This is a genomic window from Lyngbya aestuarii BL J (genome assembly GCF_000478195.2).
GTDB lineage: Bacteria > Cyanobacteriota > Cyanobacteriia > Cyanobacteriales > Microcoleaceae > Capilliphycus > Capilliphycus aestuarii.
On sequence record NZ_AUZM01000015.1, the window covers coordinates 17,548 to 42,269 of the forward strand.

Genomic DNA, 24,722 nt, shown 5'->3' on the forward strand with positions numbered 1-24,722 from the left:
GCTCCCGAACGACTGACTGTAACGAGTTATGAACAAATTTGACTTCTTAAAAAGCCAGAAAATCAACCGTTCCCAAAAATCTTCTATTGCCAAGCAATTGTGCTTTAGCATTATTTTTCTAGTGATTTTTAGCCTACTAACAACTGGAAGTATTCTTATTTATTTGAGTTCACAAACTCAGTTGAAACAATCTCAGCTTCTACAAAAAGAACGATCACAAATTGCCGCTAATCGGATTGATACCTACATTCAAGATCTACAAGGAAAACTACTTTATCTTGCTAGGGTACAAGGTTTAACTGAACTCTCTTCCCAAGCTCAAAAAGCTTTACTTGAAGGCTTGAGTCGCAACAATGATGCCTATGAAACGATGGCAATTCTCAACTCCGAAGCTGATCCAGTTGCTGTTTATTCTCCTTATACTGAAGTGAATTTAGGTAATTTCAAAGAGACTCCCCTCTTTGTACGAGCGTTTAAACAGCAAGAAAATTATGTTGATCTCGTAGAAATTGATCCAGAAACCCAAGCATTAATTATGACTTTAGCTGTTCCCATTCGGAATCAATCAGATGAAGTTGATGGGGTATTACTCGCTACAATAAATTTGAAATTTTTAGATTTTGTTGTGTCTCAAACGGGAGTGGGCAAAACAGGTTATGCTTATGTTCTTGATCATCGAGATGTTTTGATTGCCAAAAATAGTCACATCACCCAAATTGATCGATTAGAAAGTGTTTCTGACTATGGGTTTATCAAGCAACTCAAAGCCACTCAAGATAAATCTTTAATTGCTTATCAAGGTTTAACTGGACAAGAAGTTTTAGGTGCGATCGCTCCGGTTCGGAATGTGTATTGGAACGTTGTTGTTGAACTCCCAACATACGAAGCTTATGCGCCTGTTCGTCGTTTAATTATTAGTATGATTGGATTGCTATTGATTGCGATTTTTAGTGCGGTAGGGGTTAGCTTTTTCCTGTCAAATTTATTAGTTTATCCTCTAAAAATTCTCACCCAAGTTGCTGCGAATATTCGAGCAGGAGATCTCAACGCCAGAGTGAATATTAATCTCGAAAATGAACTCGGAATTTTAGCAGAAGTATTTAATCAAATGACCCAACAATTAAAAGAATCTTTTGAGACTTTAGCTCAAACTAATCAAGAATTAGAAGCTCGAGTCGAACAGAGAACTGGAGAGTTAGCCCAAGCCAAAGAAAAAGCTGAAGTGGCGAACTTTGCTAAAAGTGAATTCCTCTCGAATATGAGCCATGAACTCAGAACACCGCTAAATGGAATTTTGGGTTATGCTCAAATTTTACAGCGAGATCGCACTATTAGTCCTCGTCAAGTTGAAGGTTTAGATATTATTCTGAAAAGTGGTAATCATCTCCTGACTTTAATTAATGATATTCTAGATTTTTCTAAAATAGAAGCGGGTAAATTAGAACTCTATCCGAGTAATATCAACCTCGCTAGCTTCATCGATAGCGTAGTAGCAATGATTCAAATGAGAGCTTTAGAAAAAGATATTTTATTTCAGTATAAAGGGGATTCAAATTTACCTCAAGGGATTCAAGCGGATGAAAAACGTCTCAGACAAATTTTGCTCAACTTGCTCGGAAATGCAGTAAAATTTACCGATAAAGGGTGTGTTACCTTAGAACTCAGTGCATTAGATTATTCACCTCTTTCCTCTACGGTTTCATTACGTTTTGAAGTGATAGATACTGGAGTGGGGATGAGTTCAGCTCAACTCGATAAAATCTTTCAAGCCTTTGAACAAGTTGGAGACGTTAAACGCAGAGCAGAAGGAACAGGTTTAGGGTTAGCAATTTCACGTCAATTAGTGGAAATGATGGGGAGTTCTCTACAAGTTAAAAGTCAACTGAATCAGGGTTCAACTTTCTGGTTTGATCTAACTTTTCCGATTGTGCAAGTTTATTATTCTTCTCCTCCAAAAAACAATCTTCACATCACTGGATATCAAGGAAAACGTCGTTATGCTTTAATTGTTGACGATAAAAAAGCCAATTTATTAGTTTTACAGAATATGCTAGAACCGCTAGGATTTGATATAATTTTGGCAGAAGATGGTCAGCAAGCCATAGACAAAGCAAAACAATATCAACCTGACCTCATTTTAACAGATTTAGTCATGCCCGTTAAAAGTGGTTTTGAAGCGGTTAAAGAGATTCGGGAATATCCAGAACTTAAAAATACTAAAATTATCGCAGTTTCTGCCAGTGTGATGCAACCCGATCTTCAGCGAAGTGTTATTGTAGGATGTGATGCCTTTATCCCCAAACCGATAGATGAAAAACAACTTCTATCAATGATTGCAGAACATTTGCAGCTAGAATGGATTTATGAGCCATCATCTAAACTCACGATGACTTCAGAAATCACGAGTAAAACGTCATCAAACACTGAGTTTATTGTTCCTGATCTCGAAGAAATCAGAGTGCTTCACGATTTGGCTTTGTTGGGTAGCATGAAAAAAATTCAGCAGCAAGCAACTTATATAGAAAAACTCGATCCTAAATATATTCCTTTTGCCCATAAAATCCACGAATTAGCTAAGGGATTTCAAGAAAAAGCTTTAACAAGTTTAATTGAAAAATATTTACCCGAAGGAGAGAATCAATGAAAACTTATATCGTTCCTCATGCTCATAAACTGAATTTAAAAGATTACACAGTCTTGATTGTAGATGATCATCCTACAAATTTAAAAATTGCGGTTGATTATTTAGAAGATTGTGGTTTAACAGTTCTCGTTTCTCAAGATGGTGAAAGTGCCTTAAGACGAGCCAAATTTGCGAATCCTAATCTGATTTTATTGGATGTATTGATGCCAGGAATTGATGGGTTTGAAACCTGTTGTCGTTTAAAAGCTGACCCAGAAACTGAAGATATTCCGGTGATCTTTATGACGGCTTTAGCTAGTACAGAAGATAAAGTTAAAGGCTTTGAAGTTGGGGCGGTTGACTATGTGACTAAACCCATTCAACATGAAGAAGTGTTAGCCAGAATTACGACTCATTTACAAATTCAAGCTTTATACCAAAAAGTAGAGGAACAAAATCAAAACCTACAGCAAAAAGTGATTGAACGTACTGCTGAATTATCCCAAGCTTTAGCCGATTTACAACAGTCTCAAATTCAGTTAGTTCAAAGTGAAAAAATGTCAGCTTTGGGTCAACTGGTGGCGGGAGTTGCTCACGAAATTAATAATCCTCTAAGTTGTTTGACGGGAAATCTACAACACGCAACAGAATATATTCAAGATTTATTAGAACACTTACACCTTTATCAACAGCAGTTAAATCCTCCTGGAGATAGCATCACAACTCATGCGAAAGACATAGAGTTAGACTATCTAACAGATGACCTTCCGAAAGTTATTTTGTCGCTACAAGAAGCAACCCAACGCATTCACGATATTAGCAAAAGTCTCTATCATTTTTCCCACTCAGATACCTCTAAAAAAGTTACTTTTGACCTTCATCAAGGTCTAGAAAGCACTCTGACAATTTTAAAACATCGCTTTAAAGCAAATCAATATCGTGCAGATATTGACATGATCAAAGATTATGGAAATTTACCTTTAGTTCATTGTTATCCCGGACAAATTAATCAAGTTTTTATGAATTTAATTGCAAATGCAATTGATGCTTTAGATGAAAAAAATATTAATAATTCTACATTTAGTCAACCGATTGAACAGCCTAGAATAACGATTAAAACTTGGGAAAATATAACTCAAAAAAGTGTGATAGTTTCAATTAAAGATAACGGCTTAGGAATGTCTGAGAACCTCCAAGAAAAAATCTTTAGCCATTTATTCACCACGAAACCCATTGGAAAAGGAACCGGACTAGGTTTATCAATTTCTCGTCAAATTATTGTGGACAAACATCAGGGTAGACTCAACTGTATTTCTGAACTGGGGAAAGGGTCAGAATTTATGATCGAACTTCCAGTCTAATATCAATCAAGTCATCGTCGGGAAAAAAACACTTAAAGATTTAGCCCTTTAGTCCCTGATTTTCCCAGGTATTAAGTTTTATTATTGATCTTATTTTTGCATCAATTCATCATACTTCTTGCGAACTTCTTGAATATCTTCCCACATTAACCATTTGGGTTTTCCCGGTTCCCGAGAAGGATTTCGCAGTAAATAAGCGGGATGAAAAATCGGCATACAGAAGCATCCTTCCCATTGTCGCCACTGACCCCGAATTTTAGTAATCCCTTGCTTTTCTGCTAACAACGACTTCACCGCAGTCGCTCCCGTCAACAAAATAATCTGCGGATCAACTAAGCGAATTTGTTCTAATAAATAAGGTTTACAAGCCTCGATTTCCGAAGCCGTAGGAGTCCGATTTCCTGGTGGACGACAACGAATTGCATTAGAAATATAAACCTCTCGTTCGGTACTCAACCCCGCAGATTCTAAAATTTTATCTAAAAGTTGACCCGATCTTCCCACAAACGGTAAACCCTGTTCATCTTCATTTTGACCCGGCGCTTCTCCAATAATCATAATAGCGGCTTGGGGATTTCCGCGACCAATCACCGCATGAGTTCGATTATTTCCCAAAACACACCGATGACATTGATTACAATGATCCGCAATTTCATCTAAATTTTGGTAAGTTCCAGGGGGAATTTGAACCTGAACATCTTGGGGAATTTGATCCCGATTAAAATTAGAAGGAGTTGGACTAGCACCCGACTCGGCAAAGTCAAATAAATTAAGTTGTTGATCGCCAGACATGAATTTAAACGCTGAAGTCACACGACAGAAACTTTATTTAGTCTAGACTGATTGAGTTGCAACTCTCAAGTTTGGCGGTCAAGATAGAGAAGATAATGCTTGTTCGTTATGTTCTCAACCCCTCCCTTTAACGATCGCACCCACGCAGGTCTAGAACTCGCTAAAGCCATTGAGCGACAAATTGCCCGACACCCCCAACCCGGCGATCGCATCATCGTCTACGCCCTTCCTAGAGGTGGTTTAGCCGTTGCTGAACCTGTAGCCCGTCGTCTCAACTGTCCGTTAGATGTGATCGTTGCCAAAAAAATCACCCATCCCGATAACCCTGAACTCGCTTTAGGTGCTGTCACCGCAGAGGGGTATGTACTCTGGTCTTCTAAAAGTCGTCCGACTAATTTTGAACTTCAGCAAACCCTCTTACATCAAGCGCACGGTAAAGCCCTCGATCAACTCGCCCAACTCGCGCCAAATGGCTCGAAAACCAACCCTCAGAACGCTTTAGCAATTATCATTGATGATGGAATTGCCACCGGGTTAACCATGGCTGTCGCGGTCAAATGTCTCAAATCCAAAAACCCCAGTGAAATTTGGATCGGTGTACCTGTTGCCCCCCGAGACTTACGAGAACCCCTAAAACAATGGTGCGATCGCTTAATTATTTTAAAATCACCGCGAATATTTTTCAGCGTTAGTCGGTTTTATCGGAATTTTCCTCAAGTTGAAACCCAAACGGCGATCGCTCATTTACAGCGTCAAAGCCAATGGCGTTAAATCAGTGACCAAGTACCGTGCAGTGACCAGTTTTTCATGTCACCCTGAATGAAATCAAGGGTCAAACAGATAGATGCTTCACGTTCGTTCAGCATGACCATTAAACTGTACTGTTCTCAGTTTTGTATGATATTTCAAGAGCAAACTTAGTAACAAACAAACTGGTCATGAGACTTTGGCAACTTTGGTGGCAAACCCTGGTACTCTCGACTCAATACAATCCGCCTCAATTTATCGAGGTGATTATGTTAATGTTAGCCATGATCTTACTCGGATTTTGGAGTTTAACTGGAGATTTACCCTATCTAGTGCTGTGTTTGAGTTATGTCTTGGGTTCTTCGATCTCTATGTTAGTCCGAGAAGCGATAATACCCTCACCTGATTTTCACATTACCCAAGTGCTTTCTGTTTTGTTACTGTATATTAGTCTGCTTACATTAATTGAATTGATGCTGACTGTTGCTCAAAGATTTTGACGGGAAGACTGATGTAAAATCAGGCGATTTCCCAAGGGGTCATAGGCATAAATTTCTCGACCGTGAGAAGCGGTTAAAATCTCTCCGGGGGGCCGATATCCGAGGCGAGATAACTCGGCAATTGCATCCTCTAAGTTCGCCACTTCCAAACACAGACTCATTCCGGCTTGGGTTGGATCTGCAAACTCCTCAACCTGAGTAGATTTGGGTTGAAAAATACCTAATTTCAAACCCGGAAGCTGAAACTCTGCATAAACCTCCGGGATGTACGAGTGCGGTTGAATTCCCAACAATTGACGATAAAACTCCACTAAAATCTGGAGATCTGTCGCCGCAAGCGTGACAAAGGCTTCAATGCAGTGTACAACCATAATGGCAAAATCGCTAAACCTAACGCTTAAATTGTACAGATGGGACGAATCTTTTTATCCGCAGGTCATGGTGGCTTTGAAAACGGAGTCCGAGATCCGGGAGTCATTGCAGGAGGAACAACCGAAGCCCAAGAAATGATTTGGATTCGTGATTTGGTCGCCGCAGAATTGCGATCGCAGAATTTTACGGTGTATTTGGTTCCTGATGATCTCTGTCAAGTTGAAACGGTTGATTGGATTAATTATTATTCTCGTCCGGGTGATGTTGCGTTAGAATTGCAAGCCGGAGGCTCATCAAATCCTAATGTACGGGGCGTAACGGTGTTTTATATTGCTCACAATGCCGAACGTCAACGGGATGCTCAACAGCTTTTAATGGCCTTGTTACGGCGAGTTCCTCAATTTCCCAGTCGGGGAACGAAAGCGGATACCGCCACTGGATTAGGTCGTTTAATCTTTTGTCGCTGGATTATTATTCCTTCTTTATATGTTGAAATTGGTTTTTTGACTAATCCTCAAGATCGCAGTTTAATTCAAACTCGACGAAAGGATATTGCGAAAGGAATTGCCGATGGAATTATCGGTTGGATTCAAGGAGAAAACGTCATTCCTGCGCCTCCCGTTCCACCGAATGTAATGGTTTATGGTTCGATTGGAATTAAAATTAATGGTCAATCCTATGGGGAAGGCGGGATTTTAATTCAAGGGAATTCTTACATTCCAATTGATTTAGTGGATCGTCTCGGAATTAATGTCGCTCAACTGGCTCGGGTGCGTCGAGTCCGATATCAAAATATTGTCTATGTTCGTGCTGTAGATTTGCGAGATTTTGGTATCTCTGTCTCTTGGGATAATCCCAGTCGGACTGTGGTGTTACGATCTTTTTCCCGAGTTTATGCTGAGAAAATTGACCGAGTTATGGGCAATGGAATTACCACAGAGTTACAACTGATTGCGTTTATTAAGTCGGAAAATAATACGGGTTTATATCAATTTCCGGAGTTGGCTCTAATCTACCAAGAAGAAGCTAATCTTGAAGGAGTAAATTATGATATTGCTTTTTGTCAAATGTGTTTAGAAACGGAGTTTTTACGATTTGGGGGCTTGGTCAAAGCTGCTCAAAATAATTTTGCTGGACTCGGAACGCTTGGCGGTGCATCAACAACGGCTTCTTTTGCAACCCCTCGATTGGGAGTTAGAGCGCATATTCAACATTTAAAAGCTTATGCGAGTACCGAACCTTTAGTTCAAGATATTATTGATCCTAGATTTCATTTTATTACCCGAGCAATTGCCCCTTCTGTATTGCAATTAAGTGGACGTTGGTCTGATGATTTGCAATATGGTAATCGAATTTTAGCCCTGATGCAACGGCTTTATGAAGTTTCTGGAGTTCTCTAATTGAGTTATAGACTTGAAAAATTAAGCGATTGAAAATGAAACTCTATCAATAGGCAAAAAAATTGCCGGAGAGAGGGGTTTTATTTGCACTTTTTTAGATCTTATGCTATATTTGTTATAATTTTTTATAAAATATTATCGATAGATACTTGAATGTGTAAGTTTAGCTAGTGCTATTGGGATAGAGAATTATCAGTCTAAAGATAGAAAATTCTCAGTTTAAAGTAATAGTATAATATTAAAGGAGAACTGAGAATATATACATCTTTCTCGACTTAACTGACTAGATTAAAATTTAACTTCTACTCTATCTTTTACCAGATTTATGTCATCAATTCAACATCAGTCACCTATAATGTGTTCTGTTCATCAAGAGTCTCAAATGACTGAACAACCCGGCGGCCCTATTCCTCCTTTCTCAACAACATATATTGAGCGTTCTCCTCTCGAAAAACAAGCCAAAGAAGCGATTGAACAACCGGGATGTTTACTGCGAATCAAAAGCCCTCGAAAAATGGGAAAAACTTCCCTAATTCTCCAGGTCAAAACTCACGCAATTGGCTTGGGTTACTCTACAGTTCATCTTGATTTTCGCCGGATAGAATCTAGAGTTTTAAGCGATTTTAACACCTTTTTACGGTGGTTTTGTAAAACTCTCAGTTATCAACTTAAACTCGAAGATGAACTCGAAGACTACTGGGATGAAGATATAGGCGGCAAAATTAGTTGTACTGCTTACCTCTACAACTGTATCTTAGAAAAACTAGAAACTCCCCTCTTACTTGTTCTCAGTGAAATTGACCATTTATTTGAACACCCCCAAATTTACCAAGATTTTTTACCTTTATTGCGTTCTTGGTATGAAGAAGCAAAACAAGAAGAAAGCATCCAAAAACTGAGGTTAATTTTAACCTATTCTACAGAAATTTATGTCCCTTTAAAAATCAATCAATCTCCCTTTAATGTTGGCTCAGTGCTTCAACTTACCCGGTTTAACTTAGAACAAACAGAAGCCTTAGTTTGTTGCTATGGATTCTTATCCACTCTGAGTAAAACGATAGCAGATCAACTCTACGAATGGGTAAACGGACATCCCTATTTAACTCAACTGGCTTTGTATCATCTGAACAAGCAAATAGAAGTAAATTCAGAGACTCCAGAAGTAAAACTCGCTCATATTATAGAAGAATCTGCCACACTATCAGGGATTTATAGCGATCATCTACGACGTTGTTTAATCCACTTAAAACAAAATCAAGAACTCGCCACCGCTTTTCAATACGTTGTTGAAATCGATGAGGCCATTACACTCGATCCCATTTTAGCCTATCAGTTAGAAAGTCTAGGGCTAGTGACACTCATCGGTAATCAAGTCATTTGTAGTTGTCAACTTTATCGACAATACTTTAGAACCTACAAACTAGACACCATTGATCAACATCCATTAATTCACCATATCAAACAACTCGAAAAACAAAATATAACCCTAAAAAGCCTCTCAGAAACAGATGAATTAACCGGACTTGCGAATCGTCGTTGGTTTAACAGCACCATTGAACAAGAATGGGAACGGTTAGGAAATCAAAATAATTCCTTATCCCTTCTTCTTGTCGATATCGATTATTTCAAAGTCTATAACGATCTCTACGGTCATCCGGCTGGAGATGTTTGTCTCCAAAAAATTGCTCAAGCCCTAACAGAATGTATTAACCGTTCAACAGATTTAGTTTCTCGTTATGGGGGAGAAGAATTTGCAATTTTGCTTCCGATGAGTAACACCCAGAGGGGAGTGCAAGTCGCCCAACGCATTCAACACCAAATAAAAGCCTTACAAATTACTGTTGAAAATCCTCGGGTGATTTGCTTTCCAGAGAACGTTGTAACAGTTAGTATTGGAGTCGCAAGTATTATTCCTTCATCCGATTTTAATTGGCGAGATTTGGTCGAAGCGGCTGATCGATCTCTCTATCAATCTAAGAGAAAAGGACGAAATCGGATTACTGTCAGTCAAGCTTTTAGCGAGTTCAATGAATAGCCGTTTCTATCAAGTTGGGGGAAGCTTAAAAGTTGGCATAGAAACCTATGTCGAACGACAGGCTGATACTGACGTTTATCAAGCTCTAAAGGCGGGAGAATTTTGCTATGTATTCAACGCCCGTCAAATGGGAAAATCTTCCCTTTTGTGTCAGACTCGTTACCGACTGCAACAGGAAAAGGTTCGCTCCTCGTTTCTAGATATTACCCGAATTGGTAGTAATGATGTTACACCCGTTCAATGGTATAGAGGAATGATTTATGAACTGTGGCGGGGATTTAATTTGCCCAAACCCGCTACTCTCAAAACCTGGTTGCAGAGTCAAGAGGATTTCTCTCCCCTACAGCAACTTAGTCATTTTATTGAAGATATTTTATTGACTCAACTGAGCGAAGAAAAGTTAGTTATTTTTATCGATGAAATTGATAGCATTCTGAGTCTAAATTTTCAGGTTGATGATTTGTTTGCTCTGATTCGTTTTTGCTACAATCAACGGGAGGTTAATCCTGACTATAATCGCCTCACCTTTGCTTTATTTGGAGTGGCTACACCTTCCGATCTAATTCGAGACAAAACTCGTACCCCGTTTAATATTGGACAAGCTATTGATTTAGAGAACTTGAGTTTAAATCAATCTATGAGTCTTGCTCAAGGATTTCCAGTTTCTCAAACCAAGAGTAAAGCGATTTTAACGGAAGTTTTTTGCTGGACAAATGGGCAGCCGTTTTTAACCCAAAAGTTGTGTTATCTTGTTCAAGGAAAATTAGAAGAAATCTCTATAAAAGATCCAGAATCAGCCCTAGAATATATTAGTCCAGAACGCTGTGTCTCAGAAATTGTGCGATCGCAGATTATTGAAAATTGGGAATTTCAAGACGAACCCGAACACCTGAGAACCATTCGCGATCGCCTTTTATACAATAAACAATTAGTCGGACGAATTTTAGGGATTTATCAACAAATCTTGCAAAGTAAAAATATTAACTCCGATAAAAGCAGCGAACAAATTGAGTTATTGTTATCGGGGTTAGTGATTAAACAAAATAGCAGTTTGCGAGTTAGAAATCCGATATATGCGGAAGTTTTTAACCTCGAATGGGTAAGCCAACAGCTTCAGGCTTTACGACCCTATTCGCAAGCATTTGATGCTTGGATCGCTTCCGAAAAAACCGACGAATCTCGTTTATTGAGCGGACAGGCTTTGCGAGATGCTCAAACTTGGATGCAGGGTAAAAGTCTGAGTAATTTAGATTATCAATTCTTGGCAGCTAGCGAGGAAAGCGAGCGTCAAAAAACTCAGCAAACCTATGAAGCTGAACGCGCTAAAACTATAGAAACCCAACTCAAACAAGAGCGTAAAAATGCCAAGTTACAACGCTATTTGCTCGGTTCAATTAGTATAGGCTTTTTGGTCGCCGTTGGTTCGGGATTGATCGCATTTAATCAACGCCAGCAAGCCCTCCAACAGGAACAGCAAGCCACAGTTCAAGAAATTCAAGCCTTAATTGACTCCTCAGAAGAACTGTTTACCTCTCACAATCGCTTAAAGAGTTTAGTGACGGTAATTAAAGCAAAACGGCGATTAAACAACCTCAAAACTATTCCATCCGATCTCAATAAAAATGTGACAGACACATTGCGCCAAGCCATTTTAGGAACGGCAGAATTTAATCGTTTGCCGGGTCATAAAGGCTGGATTCTTGCCGTTGATACGAGTCCGGATGGTGAAATAATCGCCACCGGAAGCAGCGATAGAACTATTAAACTTTGGAATCGTCACGGTCAGTTACTTAAGACTTTACAACATGATGGAACTGTTCATGCCTTAAGTTTTAGTCCTGATAGTAAAATCCTTGTTTCTGCGAGTTTAAACGGTACAATTTATATTTGGAATCATCAGGGTCAACTTTTAAAAAGTTTCATCGGTCATCAAGGGGCAATTTGGAATATTAGCTTCAGTCCGGATGGTAAAATTTTCGCCTCAGCCAGTGGAGATAAAACTGTTAAAGTGTGGAATTTAGAAGGTGAACTTCTCAACACTTTGATCGGACATCAATCACCTGTTTGGGGAGTTGCCTTTCATCCGGAGGGAAATATGATTGCCTCGGGAAGTGTGGATGGACAGGTAAAATTTTGGAATCTTAATGGTCAAATTAATTGGAGTATAAAAGCACATGAAGCACCGATTTGGGATGTGGAATTTGCTTGGTTCAAAGATGCAAACGGACGGAATAATCCGATTATTGTTTCAGCAGGTGGGGATAGTAGGATTAAACTTTGGACAACAGAGGGAAAATTAATCAAAACCCTAGAAGGTCATCAGGGTGAAGTCTTAGAAATTGATATCAGTTCAGATGGAAATCAAATTGCTTCTGCAAGTGCGGATAAAACCGTTCGACTCTGGACAATACAGGGTACTGCATTAAGAAAATTTAAAGGACACCAATCCTCAATTAGAGCGGTAGCATTTGCCAGAGATGATCGAACCGTGATTTCGGGTAGCGATGATAATACAATTCGATTATGGAAAACAAAAAATTATTTTTATCAAGCTTTTACTGGACACAATGGAACAATTTGGCAAGTTGAATTTAATCCTAATGATGAAACTATAGCATCGGCAAGCTCTGATTATACAGTTAAATTTTGGTCAATTGATGGGACAATTAAACAAAGCGTAGAGGGCAGAGAAATGGCTTTTGCATCTATTCAAAATTATACTTTGGGTTTAGAAGACATAAGGATAATTGCACAATCTGATGGTACAATAGAATTTTGGAATCCCGAGGAAAAAATTAATGCTTTCTCCACTCATTCAAATTTTATTTGGGATATTTCCTTGAGTTCAGACGGTGAAATATTGGCTTCTAGCAGCAATGATAAAACGGCTAAATTGTGGAATCTAGATGGTCGTTTAATTTCGACTTTAGTTGGACATAAAGCGAGGGTTTATCAAGTTCAGTTTACTCCAAATAATCAAACCGTTATAACCATCAGTGCAGATGGGACGGCTAAACTTTGGAAAACAGATGGTACTTTACTAAAAAGCTTAAACGCTCATAGCAATGGAATTTGGGGTCTGGATATCAGTCCAGATGGCGAAATTATTGCCACGGCGAGTTTAGATGATACTCTAAAACTCTGGAACATTGATGGTACACTTTTACAAACTTTTAAAGGAAAATGTCTGGGAATATCTTCGGTTGATTTTAGTCCCGATGGTCAAACTTTAGCAATAGGTTGTGGTGACGGTTCGGTGAAAGTGTTAAAAATAGATGGAACCGAGATAGTTAAACTGAAAATTCACGACAGTAATGTTTGGGATGTTGCTTTCAGTCCCGACGGTCGATTTATTGCTTCAGGTGGAGACGATCGGGATATTATTTTATGGGATTTAGAGGAAATTTTAAAGTTGGATGAACTCACTTACGCCTGCAATTTTGTTAAAGATTATCTGCAAAATAGTTCGGAAGTTGAAGAAAGCGATCGCTCCTTATGTGATGATATAAATTGAAACCTCTCCCCCAACCCCTCACCTACGAAGAATTTAGGGGGATAAATAAAACGCTATTAAGCTTCTTTAAAAAACCGCACAAGTTCTCGGGCATGGCTTAAGATTTCGCTATCTGTTGTCAGTTGAGAAATGGCATTTTCTGCCTCTCTAGCTAACTGTTGATGTTCGGCTTGATTATTTGATTTTAACTGTTTTAAATCGGCTGATAGATTCTCTAAATCTCTTGTTTGAACTTCCCAATTTCTAATCTGTTGAGAAATAAACGAATTGGGATTATTAGTATCTAATAAATTTGCTAATTGTTCTATCTTAAACTCAAGTGTTGTAACGCGACTGCGAAGTTCAATAACATCCTCTCGCGGATAAGAAAACTCTCGCCGAACCATTGACAAACGCGCGGCTAAATATTGATAAGCACGAATCGCTGGACGCAAAACAGTTAAGAGTAATGCCGCCCCCGAACCAATATAACCAACAACACTAATTCCAGCTAAAGCTAAAGCATAAAGTCCGACAGTAGAAACGAGATGTAATCCAATCGCAACCCACAACGAACGACTGGCAACAAGCCGAACATATTTAAGCTGTTTTTCGTCAATTCTGATTTCTTTTTTAACCGAATCTTCCGCCTCCGCGAGAACTTCCTTAGCATCAAAATGAATATTCCAGGGAACCGTCACAATTAACAATAACCACCAAAACGTCGCGCCGCCTATCACCCAGTCTAAAAAGTTACCCGTCGGAATATTTAACCATTGCAAGATTCCGAAGCAAAAGAGAACCAATAGAAAAAGTCCCACACTAAAACCTGCAAAATTAATTGAGTTTTTCATTGTTAAATGCTGGCAAATTCAGGTGATTTAATTATGTTGGGCGAATGGAGACTTCTATAAAATCATGTGACAGTTTCCTGACTTTCATACTTGTGCCAATTTCACAATTGGATGTTACTCTCAGAAAACAGTAGAATCGCCAGGCTGTCATCCAAAATAAATAGAAACGTCTTTGTGACAATTGAACAATTGGATGTTACTCTCAAAAAACAGGATAACCGCAAGGCTTACCGCCTCAAATTAATATAAATGTCAAAATAGAAATGAAAAATTCAAAACTCGGAAAAGTTTATTTAGTCGGTGCAGGATTAGGAAATGTTGATTATCTAACGGTGCGATCGCATCAACTTTTGACCCAAGCAGAAGTGATTATTTATGATGCTTTAGTCGATGATTCTATCTTACAACTGATTCCCTCAAATTGCCTAAAACTTGATGTGGGTAAACGAGGCGGAAAACCAAGTACACCCCAATCAGAAATCAATCAGCTATTAGTTGAATATTGTCAACAGGGAAAACAAGTTGTGCGACTCAAAGGCGGTGATCCGTTTATTTTCGGACGGACAAGCCGCGAAATTCAAGCCTTAATTGCAGCCAATTGTGTTTTTGAAGTTGTGCCGGGTATTTCCTCAGTATTAGCGGCGCCACTACTGGCTGGAATTCCGCTAACCGATGCTGTAATGAGTCGATGTTTTGCCGTATTAACCGCCCATGAACCCGAAGCAATTGACTGGAATAGTGTTTCCCAAATTGACACCTTAGTGATTTTAATGGGAAGTCGAAATTTAACAGAAATTATCCATCAATTACAGCGCCACGGGCGATCGCCTCAAACTCCAATTGCCATTATCCGCGAAGGAGGTCGCCCTCAACAACAAGTTTGGATAGGGACATTAAGCGATATCATTGAAAAAACAGCAAACTCCTCTCTTTCCCCCTGCGTTATCGTTGTCGGAGAGGTCGTCAACTTGCGGGATTTCCTGCAATCTCCTGTATATCCTATGTCTAAGCCTCAAAACCCTTTATCTGAAAAAACCATTTTAGTCACCAGGGCTGCGGGACAGTCGAGTAAATTTAGCGAATTGTTAACCGCAGAAGGCGCAACGGTGATCGAAATGCCTGCTTTAGTGATTGGCCCCCCTTCAAGTTGGATGGCTCTCGATCAAGCGATCGCCCATTTTGATGCCACTTCCCCTTATTTTAATTGGTTAATTCTCACCTCAGCTAATGGTGTCAATTTCTTTTTTGATCGACTGCAAGCTAAGGGTAAAGATCCTCACGCTTTGAGTCAGACTAAAATAGCAGTTGTGGGGAAAAAAACCGCCGCCAGTTTACAGAAATACGAACTCCAACCTGATTTTATCCCGCCTGATTTTGTAGCTGATTCTTTAGTGTCTCATTTTCCCGAATCGTTGGCTGGAAAACGAATTTTATTCCCGAGAGTCGAAACAGGGGGGCGAGATGTGTTAGTACAGGAATTGACCCAACAAGGCGCCGAAGTGGTGGAAGTTCCGGCTTATGAGTCTAGATGTCCGGATACAATCGCCCCTGATGTCTTAGAAGCTTTACAACAGCATAAAATTGATGTGATTACATTTGCAAGTTCTAAAACGGTTCAAAACTTCTCTCGTCTGACTCAATTTTTAGGAAAAGATTTATGGTCGGATGTTTGTATTGCTTCGATTGGCCCGCAGACCTCGGAAACTTGTCAGCAGTTATTGGGTCGGCTAGATATAGAAGCAAAAGAATATACTTTAGAAGGATTAACGGAGGTTATTGTTGACTGGGAGTTAGAACAGAAAAAAAATCAGGGTCATTTGTAAACGTAAAAAATTGATATTCTCCCTTGGGGGTGAAAATATGAGTTTAAACAGATTTCGACAAAGCAATTTCACGCCGGATTTCACACAAGTTTTACTCGGAACTGTGACTGTGGCGGCGATTGTTGTCACTCAACAGAATATTGTTGTGGCAAAATCAGCCCAAGAAGTTGCAGAAATAGCCGCCCCGATTACGGTTCAAATTAATAGTCTATTGGGTGATGGTTCGGGTGTGATTGTGGCAAAATTAGGTCAGAAATATACAGTTTTGACCGTCAATCATGTGGTTGAAGAAACCAGTACAAATTATAGTATTCGCACCCATGATGGGGAAAATCATTTAGCAACGGCAGTCACTCGTCTACAAACTGATAACACCGAACCCGATTTAGCTATTGTTGAATTTGAGAGTAATTTAGATTATCCAGTGGCAACGTTAGGAGATTCTGAACAGGCTGTCATTGGCGCTCAAATTTATGTTTATGGATATCCGGCAACAGGAGGGTTAACCGGGGCAGAACGCGAACCCGAACTCTCGCCAGGATTGGTCACCAGTCGCCCCAAAACTCGCCCAGAAGGATACACTTTGCGCTATCAAGCAGTTACATGGAGTGGGATGAGTGGTGGCCCGGTATTCGATGGGGCGGGGCGTGTAGTGGGTTTACACGGACAAGGAGAGTTTGGATTTGCTCAAACCAGTTCCGGTGATGTGGCACCGATCAAAACCGGGTTTAATGCTGCAATTCCGATTAATTTATTTATGGTACAACTCTCAGAAACACCCTTAAAGCGAGAGGATCTTCAGATTGATGAAACCTCAAAAACGGCAACAGAACCAACGTTATCTCTAGATAATCCTGGGGATGCTAAAACGTTCTTTTTTCGGGGTTTGAGCTTGTTGGATCAAGGATATGCTTGGGAGGCAATTGAGAGTTTAAATCAAGCCTTAAAACGTGATCCGAATTTGCCCGAAGCTTATTTTAATATGGGGTTGGCTCGGACGTTGTTAGCGGCGAATGTCACTCAAGAAATTGGCACAGTTCGCGGTTCAAATCCCATTGCTGATTATACTGAAGCGATTCGTTTAAATCCAGGTTATGCTGATGCTTATTATAATCGGGGGTTGGCATATTTAGAGCTAAAAAAGCTCGATTTGGCGATCGCTGATTTTCAGCAAGCCGCCCAACTTTATCGTCAATTGGGACGGGAAGCCTCCTATGCAGATGCAGTTCAACGGATTCAAGAACTTGAAACCTCAATGTAACTGAATTTAACGACTAAAGTTAGAATAATCTCTATTCTCCAGAAATTAAGGTTCTGGGGAATTTTGCCTTTTTAGGAGTTTTGGTTATAGTAGAATTAGAAAATGAGCAGGTGTAGTCTGTCCAAATTAAAACAGATTATATCCCATCAAATCACTGAGGGTAAATTTTCTAGATCAAAGTAGAAAAATATCTCATTAGACTCTCTCAGTTTTTGATTTGAAACCTTTGAATAAAACTACCTTTTTTGCTTTTTGTCAGGGAACAATCACACCGGGAAAATTCAGATGACTTCATTAACTACAGAAACACAAAAAATCGACAAAGGAAATATCGTTGTTGTTGATGATACGCCAGATAACTTGCGCCTGTTGGGTAATATTCTCAGAAAAGAAGGGTACAAAGTTCGATTAATTCCGAATGGAGAGTTAGCTTTATCGGGGATTGAGTTATTACGACCCGATCTGATTTTACTAGATATAATGATGCCGGATATGAACGGTTATGAAGTCTGTCAACACTTAAAAGCAAGAGAACACAGCCGGGATGTTCCGGTAATTTTTATTAGTGCGATTAATGAGGTTTCAGATAAAGTGAAAGCCTTTGAAGCCGGAGGAGTTGATTATATTACGAAGCCGTTTCAAGTTCAAGAGGTATTAGCCCGAGTCGAAACTCATTTAAAGATTCATTTTCTGCAAAAGAATTTACTCGAAAAAAATCAAGAGTTAAAAGTTACCCTCGAACAACTCACCGCCACTCAAAATCAACTGGTTCAATCGGAAAAAATGGCAGCACTGGGACAGTTGGTTGCCGGAATTGCCCATGAAATTAATACTCCTTTGGGGGCGATTCGTTCTTCTATCGAAAATATTACCGCTTTTTTTAATGAGAATTTAGAACATCTACCCGAAGTTCTCCAAACTCTAAGTCCAAAAGCACAGCAAGATTTATTTGCTCTCTGTCAGCAGTCTTTAAAACAAACAACAGGTTATTCTAATAAAGAAAAACGTCAAGCTAAACGTGCTTTGATCCGTCAGCTAGAAGCTGATAATTTTACTAATGCAGATACGATTGCTGATACATTAGTTGATATCGGAATTATGGAAGGTTCATCACCAATTTTATCATTTTTACACACTCAAGATGGTCATAAAGTTCTGGATTTGGCGTATCAAATTACCAGTGTCAAAAAAAGTGCTAACACGATTAAAACCGCGACAGACCGAGCAGCAAAGGTTGTATTTGCCTTAAAAACTTATGCTCGATATGATCATTTTGGAAATCTCGTTGAAGCAAATATTATTGAAGGAATTGAAACGGTGTTAACGCTGTATCAAAATCAGATTAAGCAAGGGATCGAAGTGATCCGAAACTATCCTGATTCTATGCCTTCGATTTTATGTTATCCTGATGAGCTAAATCAAGTGTGGACAAATCTAGTTCATAATGCCTTACAAGCGATGAATTATCAAGGGACGTTAACCATTGATGTTATCTATGAAAGCCAAAACCTAGTGATTCATATTACTGATAGTGGTGATGGAATTCCCCCGGAAATTCAATCCAAAATTTTTGATCCTTTCTTTACTACAAAACCCGCAGGTCAAGGAAGTGGTTTGGGTTTAGACATCGTTCAAAAAATCATTGCAAAACATCAAGGTAAAATAGAGGTAAAATCGGTTCCGAGTGAAACCACATTTACCGTCTGTTTGCCCATGCAGAGTTAATCACAATCTCTAGATTTAGAATTGAACGAATTGCATGGTATCCTATAAGCTGTAATGTGCTTTTCAGATGAACCCTTTGCTATTCCGAGTTTGAATTGAGTTTTGCTCCCTAAATTACAATCCCAATTTCACTGAGGTTAGCTATAATGTCTAAGCCCGTTATTTTATGTGTCGATGATGAATCTGTCGTTTTAGATAGTTTAAAAATTCAGCTTAAAAATGCTTTTCGAGATGCTTATAGCTATGAAATGGCGGAAAGTTCTGATGAAGCTTGGGAAATTTTAGAAGAACTTTGTGAGGATAATAGTCATGTTCTCGTCATTGTTTCTGATTGGTTAATGCCGGGAATGAAAGGGGATGAATTTTTAATCAAAGTACATCAAAGATTTCCCAAAATTTTAAAGATCATGCTGACCGGACAAGCAGATATGGAAGCTGTAGAAAAGGCGATAGAACAAGCCAGTTTGTATCGATGTTTATCGAAGCCTTGGAACAGTGAAGAACTGATTACCACGATTAAATCAGGGTTAACTAACTATCAATATTCTCAAAACTATGAGCAAACCAGTGGTGATTTGTGTTGATGATGAACCAACTATTTTAGATAGCTTAAAAGTTGAACTTAGAAAAGCCTTAGAAAATCAATGTATTATTGAAGTAGCTGAAGGGGGAGAAGAAGCGCTAGAACTTTTAGATGAACTTGAGGAAGAAAACTCAGAGATTGCTGTTGTGTTATCCGATTATTTAATGCCGGGAATGAAAGGTGATGAGCTACTCAAACTTATTCATCAAAGATTCCCGAAAACTTTAAATATATTGCTCACAGGACAAGCAGATTTACCCGCTCTGGGGAATGCAATCAAATATGCAAAACTCTATCGATATATTGCTAAACCTTGGCAACCGGAGGATTTAAGGCTAACTGTAGTTGAAGCGGTTAACAGCTATGTTCAAGAGAAAAAACTCCAAGAACAAACGCTAAGACTACAACAAATGAATCAGGAGTTACAGCGATTAGCCGGAGAATTACAACAAGCAAATCGAGAACTTCAACGTTTGGCTGTGACTGATAGTTTAACTCAATTGGCAAATCGTCGTCAATTTGATGAATATTTAATCCATGAATGGCTCAGAATGTTACGAGAACAGCAATTTTTATCAGTAATTTTATGTGATGTAGACTTTTTTAAAAATTACAACGATAAATATGGTCATCCCGCCGGAGATAATTGTTTAAGAAAGGTTGCTAAAGCCATTTGTCAACAAGTTCAGCGCCCTGGAGATTTAGCCGCTCGCTATGGTGGGGAAGAATTTGTGATTATCCTTCCTAATACTCAAGCCGAAGGTGCTGTTAAGATTGCCGAAGGAGTTCGTCAGGCTATAAAATCTCTAAAGATTCCCCATTCTCAATCTAAAATAGCAGATTGTATTACGGTAAGTTTGGGAGTGTCGAGTGTCGTTCCTCAGCCAAATGATTCACCCTCTAACTTGATTGCAACGGCGGATACTGCTCTCTACGAAGCTAAAAAAAAGGGTCGAGATTGTGTGATTTATAAACCCTTTTCTGACTCATCTGATCTTGATCATTTACTCTAAATGATTGAGTCTAATCCTTTAGACTGGTGTTAAGTATTCTAATTGAATGCTAACATGACGCTCCTCCAGCGTTTGTTTAAATAAATCCGTCGGTAAGGCTTGCTCAATCGGCCAAACTCCGGGCTGATTAAGTTGATTAGCCAGTAGAAGTTGAGCCACACTTCCGGTTCCTATTCCCGCCGCAACGGCTGTATTTTCATGGGTAAGAGTTGAACAACATTCAACCCTTTTTTGGTCTTTGTAGCCTTGAGTTGATGAGCGAACAGCCACTCCAATTCCACTAAAATAATCAGTGAATGTTGTCATCGCATAACTCACCTGAGAGAGAAATTCAATCACTGCGGTTTGTTGTAACCAACTTGGCGGCCATCGATGAGCAACCATTTGAGTTAAATAATTATAAAAATCGGGAAAAGTGCCGAACTTTGTGACGACTGTTTTCACATCAAAAGATTGAGCGAGGGTGTAACATTCCGGCATATCAAACCAATAGACCCCCAGTTTACCATAAGGTGCAGGAAATTCAATGTCTTCGCGATCGCTATAGGGTTTAACCTGTTGCCATTTTCCCTCTTTCCAGACCTCAAAGGGACGCTGTAACCCGAGAAAAGTCGTTCGCATCACGGTAATTCCCGCCCCACCGGAACCCCCGACCACATAACTCAAATGAATATTTTCAACTTGATCTAACTGTTCCACACAAAAACGAACTAAACTGTTAGAAATACCCGGAAAAATTCCCGTATTAATAACTGCCGTTATGCCTTTTTCTTGGGCTTGATGGTGATAACTTAAAGCCTGGATTGTAAAACTACGATTATCACTCACATCAATATAATTCACTCCCGCATCAATACACAGTTTCAAAACCGTGGCATCCCGATAGTGAAATGGCCCCGCACAATGAATCACTAAATCAACGGATGAAATTGCAGCTTTTAACGAATCGTGTTCGGCTAACTCTAACTCTAAAAACTGCATTCTCGGATCAAGAGGCGGCTGAGATTGTATCGTTTTCCGACCCGTTACAATTATCTCAACCTCTGGGATAAAATGAATAATATCTTGAGCAACACAACTCCCAACTCGTCCTCGTCCTCCTAAAATTAAAACTCGCTTTTTCATCATTCTATTGATTGTCTATTGTTGGCATTCAAATCAAAACTTGTGATTAAGTAAAAGCAGATAAAATTGCCCGTGCTGTTTGAATATTAGTCGCACAAATCACCTGATAGGTATCACACAATCTTAAGATAGCATCTATAGACGCTCGGTTCGGTCTACGAGCTAAGGGATCTCTCAGACAAACCAAAGCTTTAATGTTACCTAAGATAATTTGTGCGCCAATCGTATCTGCTCCCCCAACTAACACATTAGAATTAATCACCTGTTTCACATTCAGATTAATATTCTGTTGCAAACTTTGGGCAACCCATTCCGGTGCAAAAATAGGTATATTGTACAAAATATCTATTTCCTTTTGTACCCAGTCTAGCAAGTCTGACATTTTGGTTTCATCTACCATCAGAATCATATACTTGCGATGCGCTCGAATTCCACTGTTGCGAATGTTCTCAACGGCCGATTGGGTAATACAATGAACGAGTTTAACGGCTAAATAAGGATGTTTGAGTTTGAGATTTTCAATATCATCAAAAGTCATAATGGCAATTTGACCATCACTGGCTGCAATAAAATCAGCTTGGCGATCAATTGACTCTAGCAGCGCCATTTCTCCTAAAAAGTCTCCCGCAATTCGGCTTGGGTTGTCAACCTGATGATCATCGATAATACTAATTTCTCCACTGAGAAGCAATCCAAAAGAAGTATCACGTCCAGTTTTGGGCATGATCTCTTGTAAGTCAAAAAACTTATGAATGGAAAAATATTCACAGATCAGTTCAATTTCTTCCGAGTAAAAATCCTTGAAAGTCTCTAAATTTTGAAATAAGTCCGCTTTCTCAGACATAAAGTCAGAACCCCAAGAGTATATGAGGAGATCAATGATCGCAGTCTACTTTTGGTCAAATCAGGAAGGCTTGACAGGTCGGGAAATACAAAGACTCAAATGTTGAGAGCCAGATTCTTCAGAAACTCAACTGAAGATTTGAGAATTGAAAATTTCCCTCGGTGAATCTGACCTCAATCTGCGCGTCAAAAATCCCCAACTACAACTTATAATTAAATCAATATAATAACTGAATCGCACATCTATTCCCAAATTTGATGAGTCTATCACAATTGATTGCATTTGAACCGATTGCGGCGATCGCTACAACTCCCCACGCCTGCCAACGACTGCAACCCTTGTGTCAGACTGCCGAGGTGACGCTCTATGTCCCTCAATCTTTGGGCAATATTCCTAAAACCCAAGTTTACCCCGACTCTCTACGACAACTCCTCCCGCAACTGTGGTCAAGTCATCGCGCCATTGTCTTCTGTCTGGCGTTAGGTGCCGTTGTCCGTCTGATTGCCCCTCTATTACAGCACAAATCCACTGATCCGGCGATTATCGTAGTTGATGAAACAGGTCAATTTGTGATTAGTGTCTGTAGTGGTCATATTGGGGGTGGCGACAGGCTGGCCCAACTCGTCGCCCGGATATTGGGAGCAACTCCGATTTTAACCGGATCAGCCAACGCTTTGAACCTCCCCGGAATTGATATCTTAGGGGTGCCATTTGGCTGGAAACGCGGCAGCGGAGACTGGACAGGGGTAAGCGCTGCGATCGCCCAACAACAAACGGTACAAGTTCGGCAAGAAGCAGGTTCAACGCTTTGGCAACACCATCTCCCGGCGACTCATTCTTTTGATTTCACCTCAACCCAAACTCCCCAAGCCCAAATCTGGATTAGCCCTCAACACCGACAACTCTCAACTGAAGATTTACCCCAAGTTCAGTGGCATCCGCGAGTGTTGTGGGTGGGTGTCGGCTGTGAACGCAATACCCCCAAAGCCGTGATTGAAACGGCAATTTTAGACGTTTTACGCGCTCATCAACTTGCAGAAGAAGCCGTTGCCGGAATTGCGAGTCTTGATCTCAAAGCGGATGAAACCGGATTAGTGGAACTTTGTCAAGCGCGTCATTGGCCATTACAGACCTTCAGCGCTGAAATTTTGCGTCAGGTGACGGTGCCGACTCCTTCTGAGATTGTTCAGTCTGAGGTGGGGACTCCCAGTGTTGCTGAAGCTGCCGCCTTACAAGCCGCCCAAGTTCAAGCGTTACTTGTGTCTAAACAGATTTATCGTTCTCCTCAACCCCAACCGTCAGAAGCCGAAAGAATCGGTCAGGCGGTAACAGTAGCCATTGCGATCGCCCAACAGGAATATACCGGACGAGACGGACAATTATTGCTCGTCGGTACAGGCCCCGGTCAACTCAATCAAATGACTCCTGCCGCTCAAACTGCTGTGACTCAAGCCGATGTTGTGATTGGGTATTCGTTGTATTTGGATTTAATTACACCACTTTTGCGTCCGGGGCAAATTGTGGAATCGTATCCCATTACCCAGGAACGTCAACGGGCGGAACGGGCGATTGAGTTAGCCGAATGGGGTTTGACGGTGGCGGTGGTATCTTCGGGAGATTGTGGGATTTATGGGATGGCGGGGTTGGTGTTTGAACAGCTTCGCGCCCAAGGTTGGCGAGGGGAAACGCCTGGAGTGCAAGTGTTTCCGGGGATTAGTGCGTTGCAAGCGGCCGCTTCTCGGGTTGGGGCGCCGTTGATGCACGATTTTTGTGCAATTAGTTTGAGTGATTTGTTGACGCCTTGGGAGATGATTGAAAAGCGCTTAAAGGCGGCAGCTATGGCTGATTTTGTCTGTGCTTTATATAATCCGCGATCGCGTAGTCGTACAGAACAATTATCTCAGGCTCAGATGATCTTTTTACAGTTTCGTTCTCCCCAAACTCCCGTTGCTTTAGTGCGTTCGGCTTATCGAGACGATGAACAGATTACGTTGACTACGTTAGAGGAATTAACGGAAGTTTCTGTCGATATGTTAACAACGGTTTTGATTGGCAATCAAAGTACAACTTTTCACCAGAATTGGATGATTACACCCCGAGGATATTTAGGATTTACTCAATAAAAGTTAAACTTGAGTGAATGAAATGTAAGTTACAGTAGATATATTCAT

Annotated in this window: 18 protein-coding genes; 13 read left to right on the top strand and 5 right to left on the bottom strand. The window is 40.0% G+C overall.

Annotated elements, in window-relative coordinates; translation table 11 throughout:
• Window positions 1-28 precede the first annotated feature (28 nt).
• Both M595_RS08540 and M595_RS08545 read left to right on the top strand, forming a co-directional pair.
• Complete coding sequence (locus tag M595_RS08540) at window positions 29-2,644, top strand: hybrid sensor histidine kinase/response regulator (RefSeq protein ID WP_052001726.1); 2,616 nt, start codon at window positions 29-31, stop codon at window positions 2,642-2,644.
• Entirely contained in the window at window positions 2,641-3,984 is a 1,344-nt protein-coding gene (locus tag M595_RS08545; protein ID WP_023065781.1) for a hybrid sensor histidine kinase/response regulator, read from the top strand. The genes M595_RS08540 and M595_RS08545 overlap by 4 nt, the downstream gene beginning before the upstream one ends.
• Window positions 3,985-4,074: 90 nt before the next feature.
• Here the strand turns inward: M595_RS08545 and M595_RS08550 are convergent, their stop codons facing one another.
• Window positions 4,075-4,776 carry a uracil-DNA glycosylase gene (locus M595_RS08550; protein WP_023065764.1) on the bottom strand — a complete coding sequence of 234 codons (702 nt, stop codon included), beginning with the start codon at window positions 4,774-4,776 and terminating at the stop codon, window positions 4,075-4,077.
• A gap of 108 nt (window positions 4,777-4,884) precedes the next feature.
• Here M595_RS08550 and M595_RS08555 point away from each other — a divergent pair, with 108 nt between their 5' ends.
• Together M595_RS08555 and M595_RS08560 are read left to right on the top strand one after the other, a co-directional pair.
• Window positions 4,885-5,547 carry a phosphoribosyltransferase gene (locus M595_RS08555; protein WP_023065823.1) on the top strand — a complete coding sequence of 221 codons (663 nt, stop codon included), beginning with the start codon at window positions 4,885-4,887 and terminating at the stop codon, window positions 5,545-5,547.
• Window positions 5,548-5,714: 167 nt separating this feature from the next.
• Entirely contained in the window at window positions 5,715-6,023 is a 309-nt protein-coding gene (locus M595_RS08560) for a hypothetical protein (protein WP_023065824.1), read from the top strand.
• On the opposite strand, the gene M595_RS08565 is transcribed toward M595_RS08560, so the two are convergent.
• Window positions 6,011-6,394, bottom strand: coding sequence for a VOC family protein (locus tag M595_RS08565; RefSeq protein ID WP_023065750.1), 384 nt, complete (start codon window positions 6,392-6,394; stop codon window positions 6,011-6,013). The genes M595_RS08560 and M595_RS08565 overlap by 13 nt on opposite strands.
• Window positions 6,395-6,433: 39 nt before the next feature.
• On the opposite strand from M595_RS08565, the gene tftA reads away from it, so the two are divergent.
• From tftA to M595_RS08580, 3 genes are all read left to right on the top strand, one after another.
• A complete protein-coding gene (tftA, locus tag M595_RS08570; RefSeq protein ID WP_023065807.1) occupies window positions 6,434-7,795 on the top strand; it encodes a hormogonium tapered terminus morphoprotein TftA in 1,362 nt (453 codons plus the stop codon).
• 382 nt (window positions 7,796-8,177) lie between these two features.
• Window positions 8,178-9,830: an AAA-like domain-containing protein gene (locus M595_RS08575; RefSeq protein WP_161809811.1), complete on the top strand. Its 1,653-nt coding sequence runs from the start codon at window positions 8,178-8,180 to the stop codon at window positions 9,828-9,830.
• Window positions 9,823-13,344: an AAA-like domain-containing protein gene (locus tag M595_RS08580; protein ID WP_023065811.1), complete on the top strand. Its 3,522-nt coding sequence runs from the start codon at window positions 9,823-9,825 to the stop codon at window positions 13,342-13,344. The genes M595_RS08575 and M595_RS08580 overlap by 8 nt, the downstream gene beginning before the upstream one ends.
• A gap of 56 nt (window positions 13,345-13,400) precedes the next feature.
• Here the strand turns inward: M595_RS08580 and M595_RS08585 are convergent, their stop codons facing one another.
• Window positions 13,401-14,177 carry a hypothetical protein gene (locus M595_RS08585; protein WP_023065752.1) on the bottom strand — a complete coding sequence of 259 codons (777 nt, stop codon included), beginning with the start codon at window positions 14,175-14,177 and terminating at the stop codon, window positions 13,401-13,403.
• A gap of 263 nt (window positions 14,178-14,440) precedes the next feature.
• Between M595_RS08585 and cobA the strand changes: the two genes are divergently transcribed.
• From cobA to M595_RS08610, 5 genes are all read left to right on the top strand, one after another.
• The gene (gene cobA / locus M595_RS08590) at window positions 14,441-16,000 is read left to right on the top strand and encodes a uroporphyrinogen-III C-methyltransferase (protein ID WP_023065787.1); all 1,560 of its coding nucleotides are present in this window, start codon (window positions 14,441-14,443) and stop codon (window positions 15,998-16,000) included.
• Window positions 16,001-16,037: 37 nt separating this feature from the next.
• Window positions 16,038-17,261 (top strand): tetratricopeptide repeat-containing S1 family peptidase, encoded by a 1,224-nt coding sequence (locus tag M595_RS08595; RefSeq protein ID WP_023065815.1) that lies wholly within the window; start codon window positions 16,038-16,040, stop codon window positions 17,259-17,261.
• A gap of 285 nt (window positions 17,262-17,546) precedes the next feature.
• Entirely contained in the window at window positions 17,547-18,986 is a 1,440-nt protein-coding gene (locus M595_RS08600) for a hybrid sensor histidine kinase/response regulator (protein WP_023065761.1), read from the top strand.
• A gap of 146 nt (window positions 18,987-19,132) precedes the next feature.
• The gene (locus M595_RS08605) at window positions 19,133-19,570 is read left to right on the top strand and encodes a response regulator (RefSeq protein ID WP_023065808.1); all 438 of its coding nucleotides are present in this window, start codon (window positions 19,133-19,135) and stop codon (window positions 19,568-19,570) included.
• Window positions 19,542-20,582 (top strand): diguanylate cyclase domain-containing protein, encoded by a 1,041-nt coding sequence (locus M595_RS08610; protein ID WP_040483802.1) that lies wholly within the window; start codon window positions 19,542-19,544, stop codon window positions 20,580-20,582. Before M595_RS08605 ends, M595_RS08610 begins: the two co-directional genes overlap by 29 nt.
• An 18-nt stretch (window positions 20,583-20,600) precedes the next feature.
• Here M595_RS08610 and M595_RS08615 read toward each other — a convergent pair whose 3' ends face one another.
• Both M595_RS08615 and M595_RS08620 read right to left on the bottom strand, forming a co-directional pair.
• Entirely contained in the window at window positions 20,601-21,707 is a 1,107-nt protein-coding gene (locus tag M595_RS08615) for a saccharopine dehydrogenase family protein (RefSeq protein WP_023065800.1), read from the bottom strand.
• Between the two features lie 46 nt (window positions 21,708-21,753).
• The gene (locus M595_RS08620; protein WP_023065810.1) at window positions 21,754-22,551 is read right to left on the bottom strand and encodes a cyclic nucleotide-binding domain protein; all 798 of its coding nucleotides are present in this window, start codon (window positions 22,549-22,551) and stop codon (window positions 21,754-21,756) included.
• 257 nt (window positions 22,552-22,808) lie between these two features.
• Between M595_RS08620 and cobJ the strand changes: the two genes are divergently transcribed.
• Window positions 22,809-24,674, top strand: coding sequence for a precorrin-3B C(17)-methyltransferase (cobJ, locus tag M595_RS08625; protein WP_052001727.1), 1,866 nt, complete (start codon window positions 22,809-22,811; stop codon window positions 24,672-24,674).
• The last annotated feature ends 48 nt before the right edge of the window (window positions 24,675-24,722 follow it).

Bases quoted from the DNA above. Each gene is read 5' to 3' on its own strand.
- M595_RS08540 (WP_052001726.1), top strand. From the start codon at position 29: ATGAACAAATTTGACTTCTTAAAAAGCCAGAAAATCAACCGTTCCCAA.
- M595_RS08545 (WP_023065781.1), top strand. From the start codon at position 2,641: ATGAAAACTTATATCGTTCCTCATGCTCATAAACTGAATTTAAAAGAT.
- M595_RS08550 (WP_023065764.1), bottom strand. From the start codon at position 4,776: ATGTCTGGCGATCAACAACTTAATTTATTTGACTTTGCCGAGTCGGGT.
- M595_RS08555 (WP_023065823.1), top strand. From the start codon at position 4,885: ATGTTCTCAACCCCTCCCTTTAACGATCGCACCCACGCAGGTCTAGAA.
- M595_RS08560 (WP_023065824.1), top strand. From the start codon at position 5,715: ATGAGACTTTGGCAACTTTGGTGGCAAACCCTGGTACTCTCGACTCAA.
- M595_RS08565 (WP_023065750.1), bottom strand. From the start codon at position 6,394: ATGGTTGTACACTGCATTGAAGCCTTTGTCACGCTTGCGGCGACAGAT.
- tftA (WP_023065807.1), top strand. From the start codon at position 6,434: ATGGGACGAATCTTTTTATCCGCAGGTCATGGTGGCTTTGAAAACGGA.
- M595_RS08575 (WP_161809811.1), top strand. From the start codon at position 8,178: ATGACTGAACAACCCGGCGGCCCTATTCCTCCTTTCTCAACAACATAT.
- M595_RS08580 (WP_023065811.1), top strand. From the start codon at position 9,823: ATGAATAGCCGTTTCTATCAAGTTGGGGGAAGCTTAAAAGTTGGCATA.
- M595_RS08585 (WP_023065752.1), bottom strand. From the start codon at position 14,177: ATGAAAAACTCAATTAATTTTGCAGGTTTTAGTGTGGGACTTTTTCTA.
- cobA (WP_023065787.1), top strand. From the start codon at position 14,441: ATGAAAAATTCAAAACTCGGAAAAGTTTATTTAGTCGGTGCAGGATTA.
- M595_RS08595 (WP_023065815.1), top strand. From the start codon at position 16,038: ATGAGTTTAAACAGATTTCGACAAAGCAATTTCACGCCGGATTTCACA.
- M595_RS08600 (WP_023065761.1), top strand. From the start codon at position 17,547: ATGACTTCATTAACTACAGAAACACAAAAAATCGACAAAGGAAATATC.
- M595_RS08605 (WP_023065808.1), top strand. From the start codon at position 19,133: ATGTCTAAGCCCGTTATTTTATGTGTCGATGATGAATCTGTCGTTTTA.
- M595_RS08610 (WP_040483802.1), top strand. From the start codon at position 19,542: ATGAGCAAACCAGTGGTGATTTGTGTTGATGATGAACCAACTATTTTA.
- M595_RS08615 (WP_023065800.1), bottom strand. From the start codon at position 21,707: ATGAAAAAGCGAGTTTTAATTTTAGGAGGACGAGGACGAGTTGGGAGT.
- M595_RS08620 (WP_023065810.1), bottom strand. From the start codon at position 22,551: ATGTCTGAGAAAGCGGACTTATTTCAAAATTTAGAGACTTTCAAGGAT.
- cobJ (WP_052001727.1), top strand. From the start codon at position 22,809: ATGAGTCTATCACAATTGATTGCATTTGAACCGATTGCGGCGATCGCT.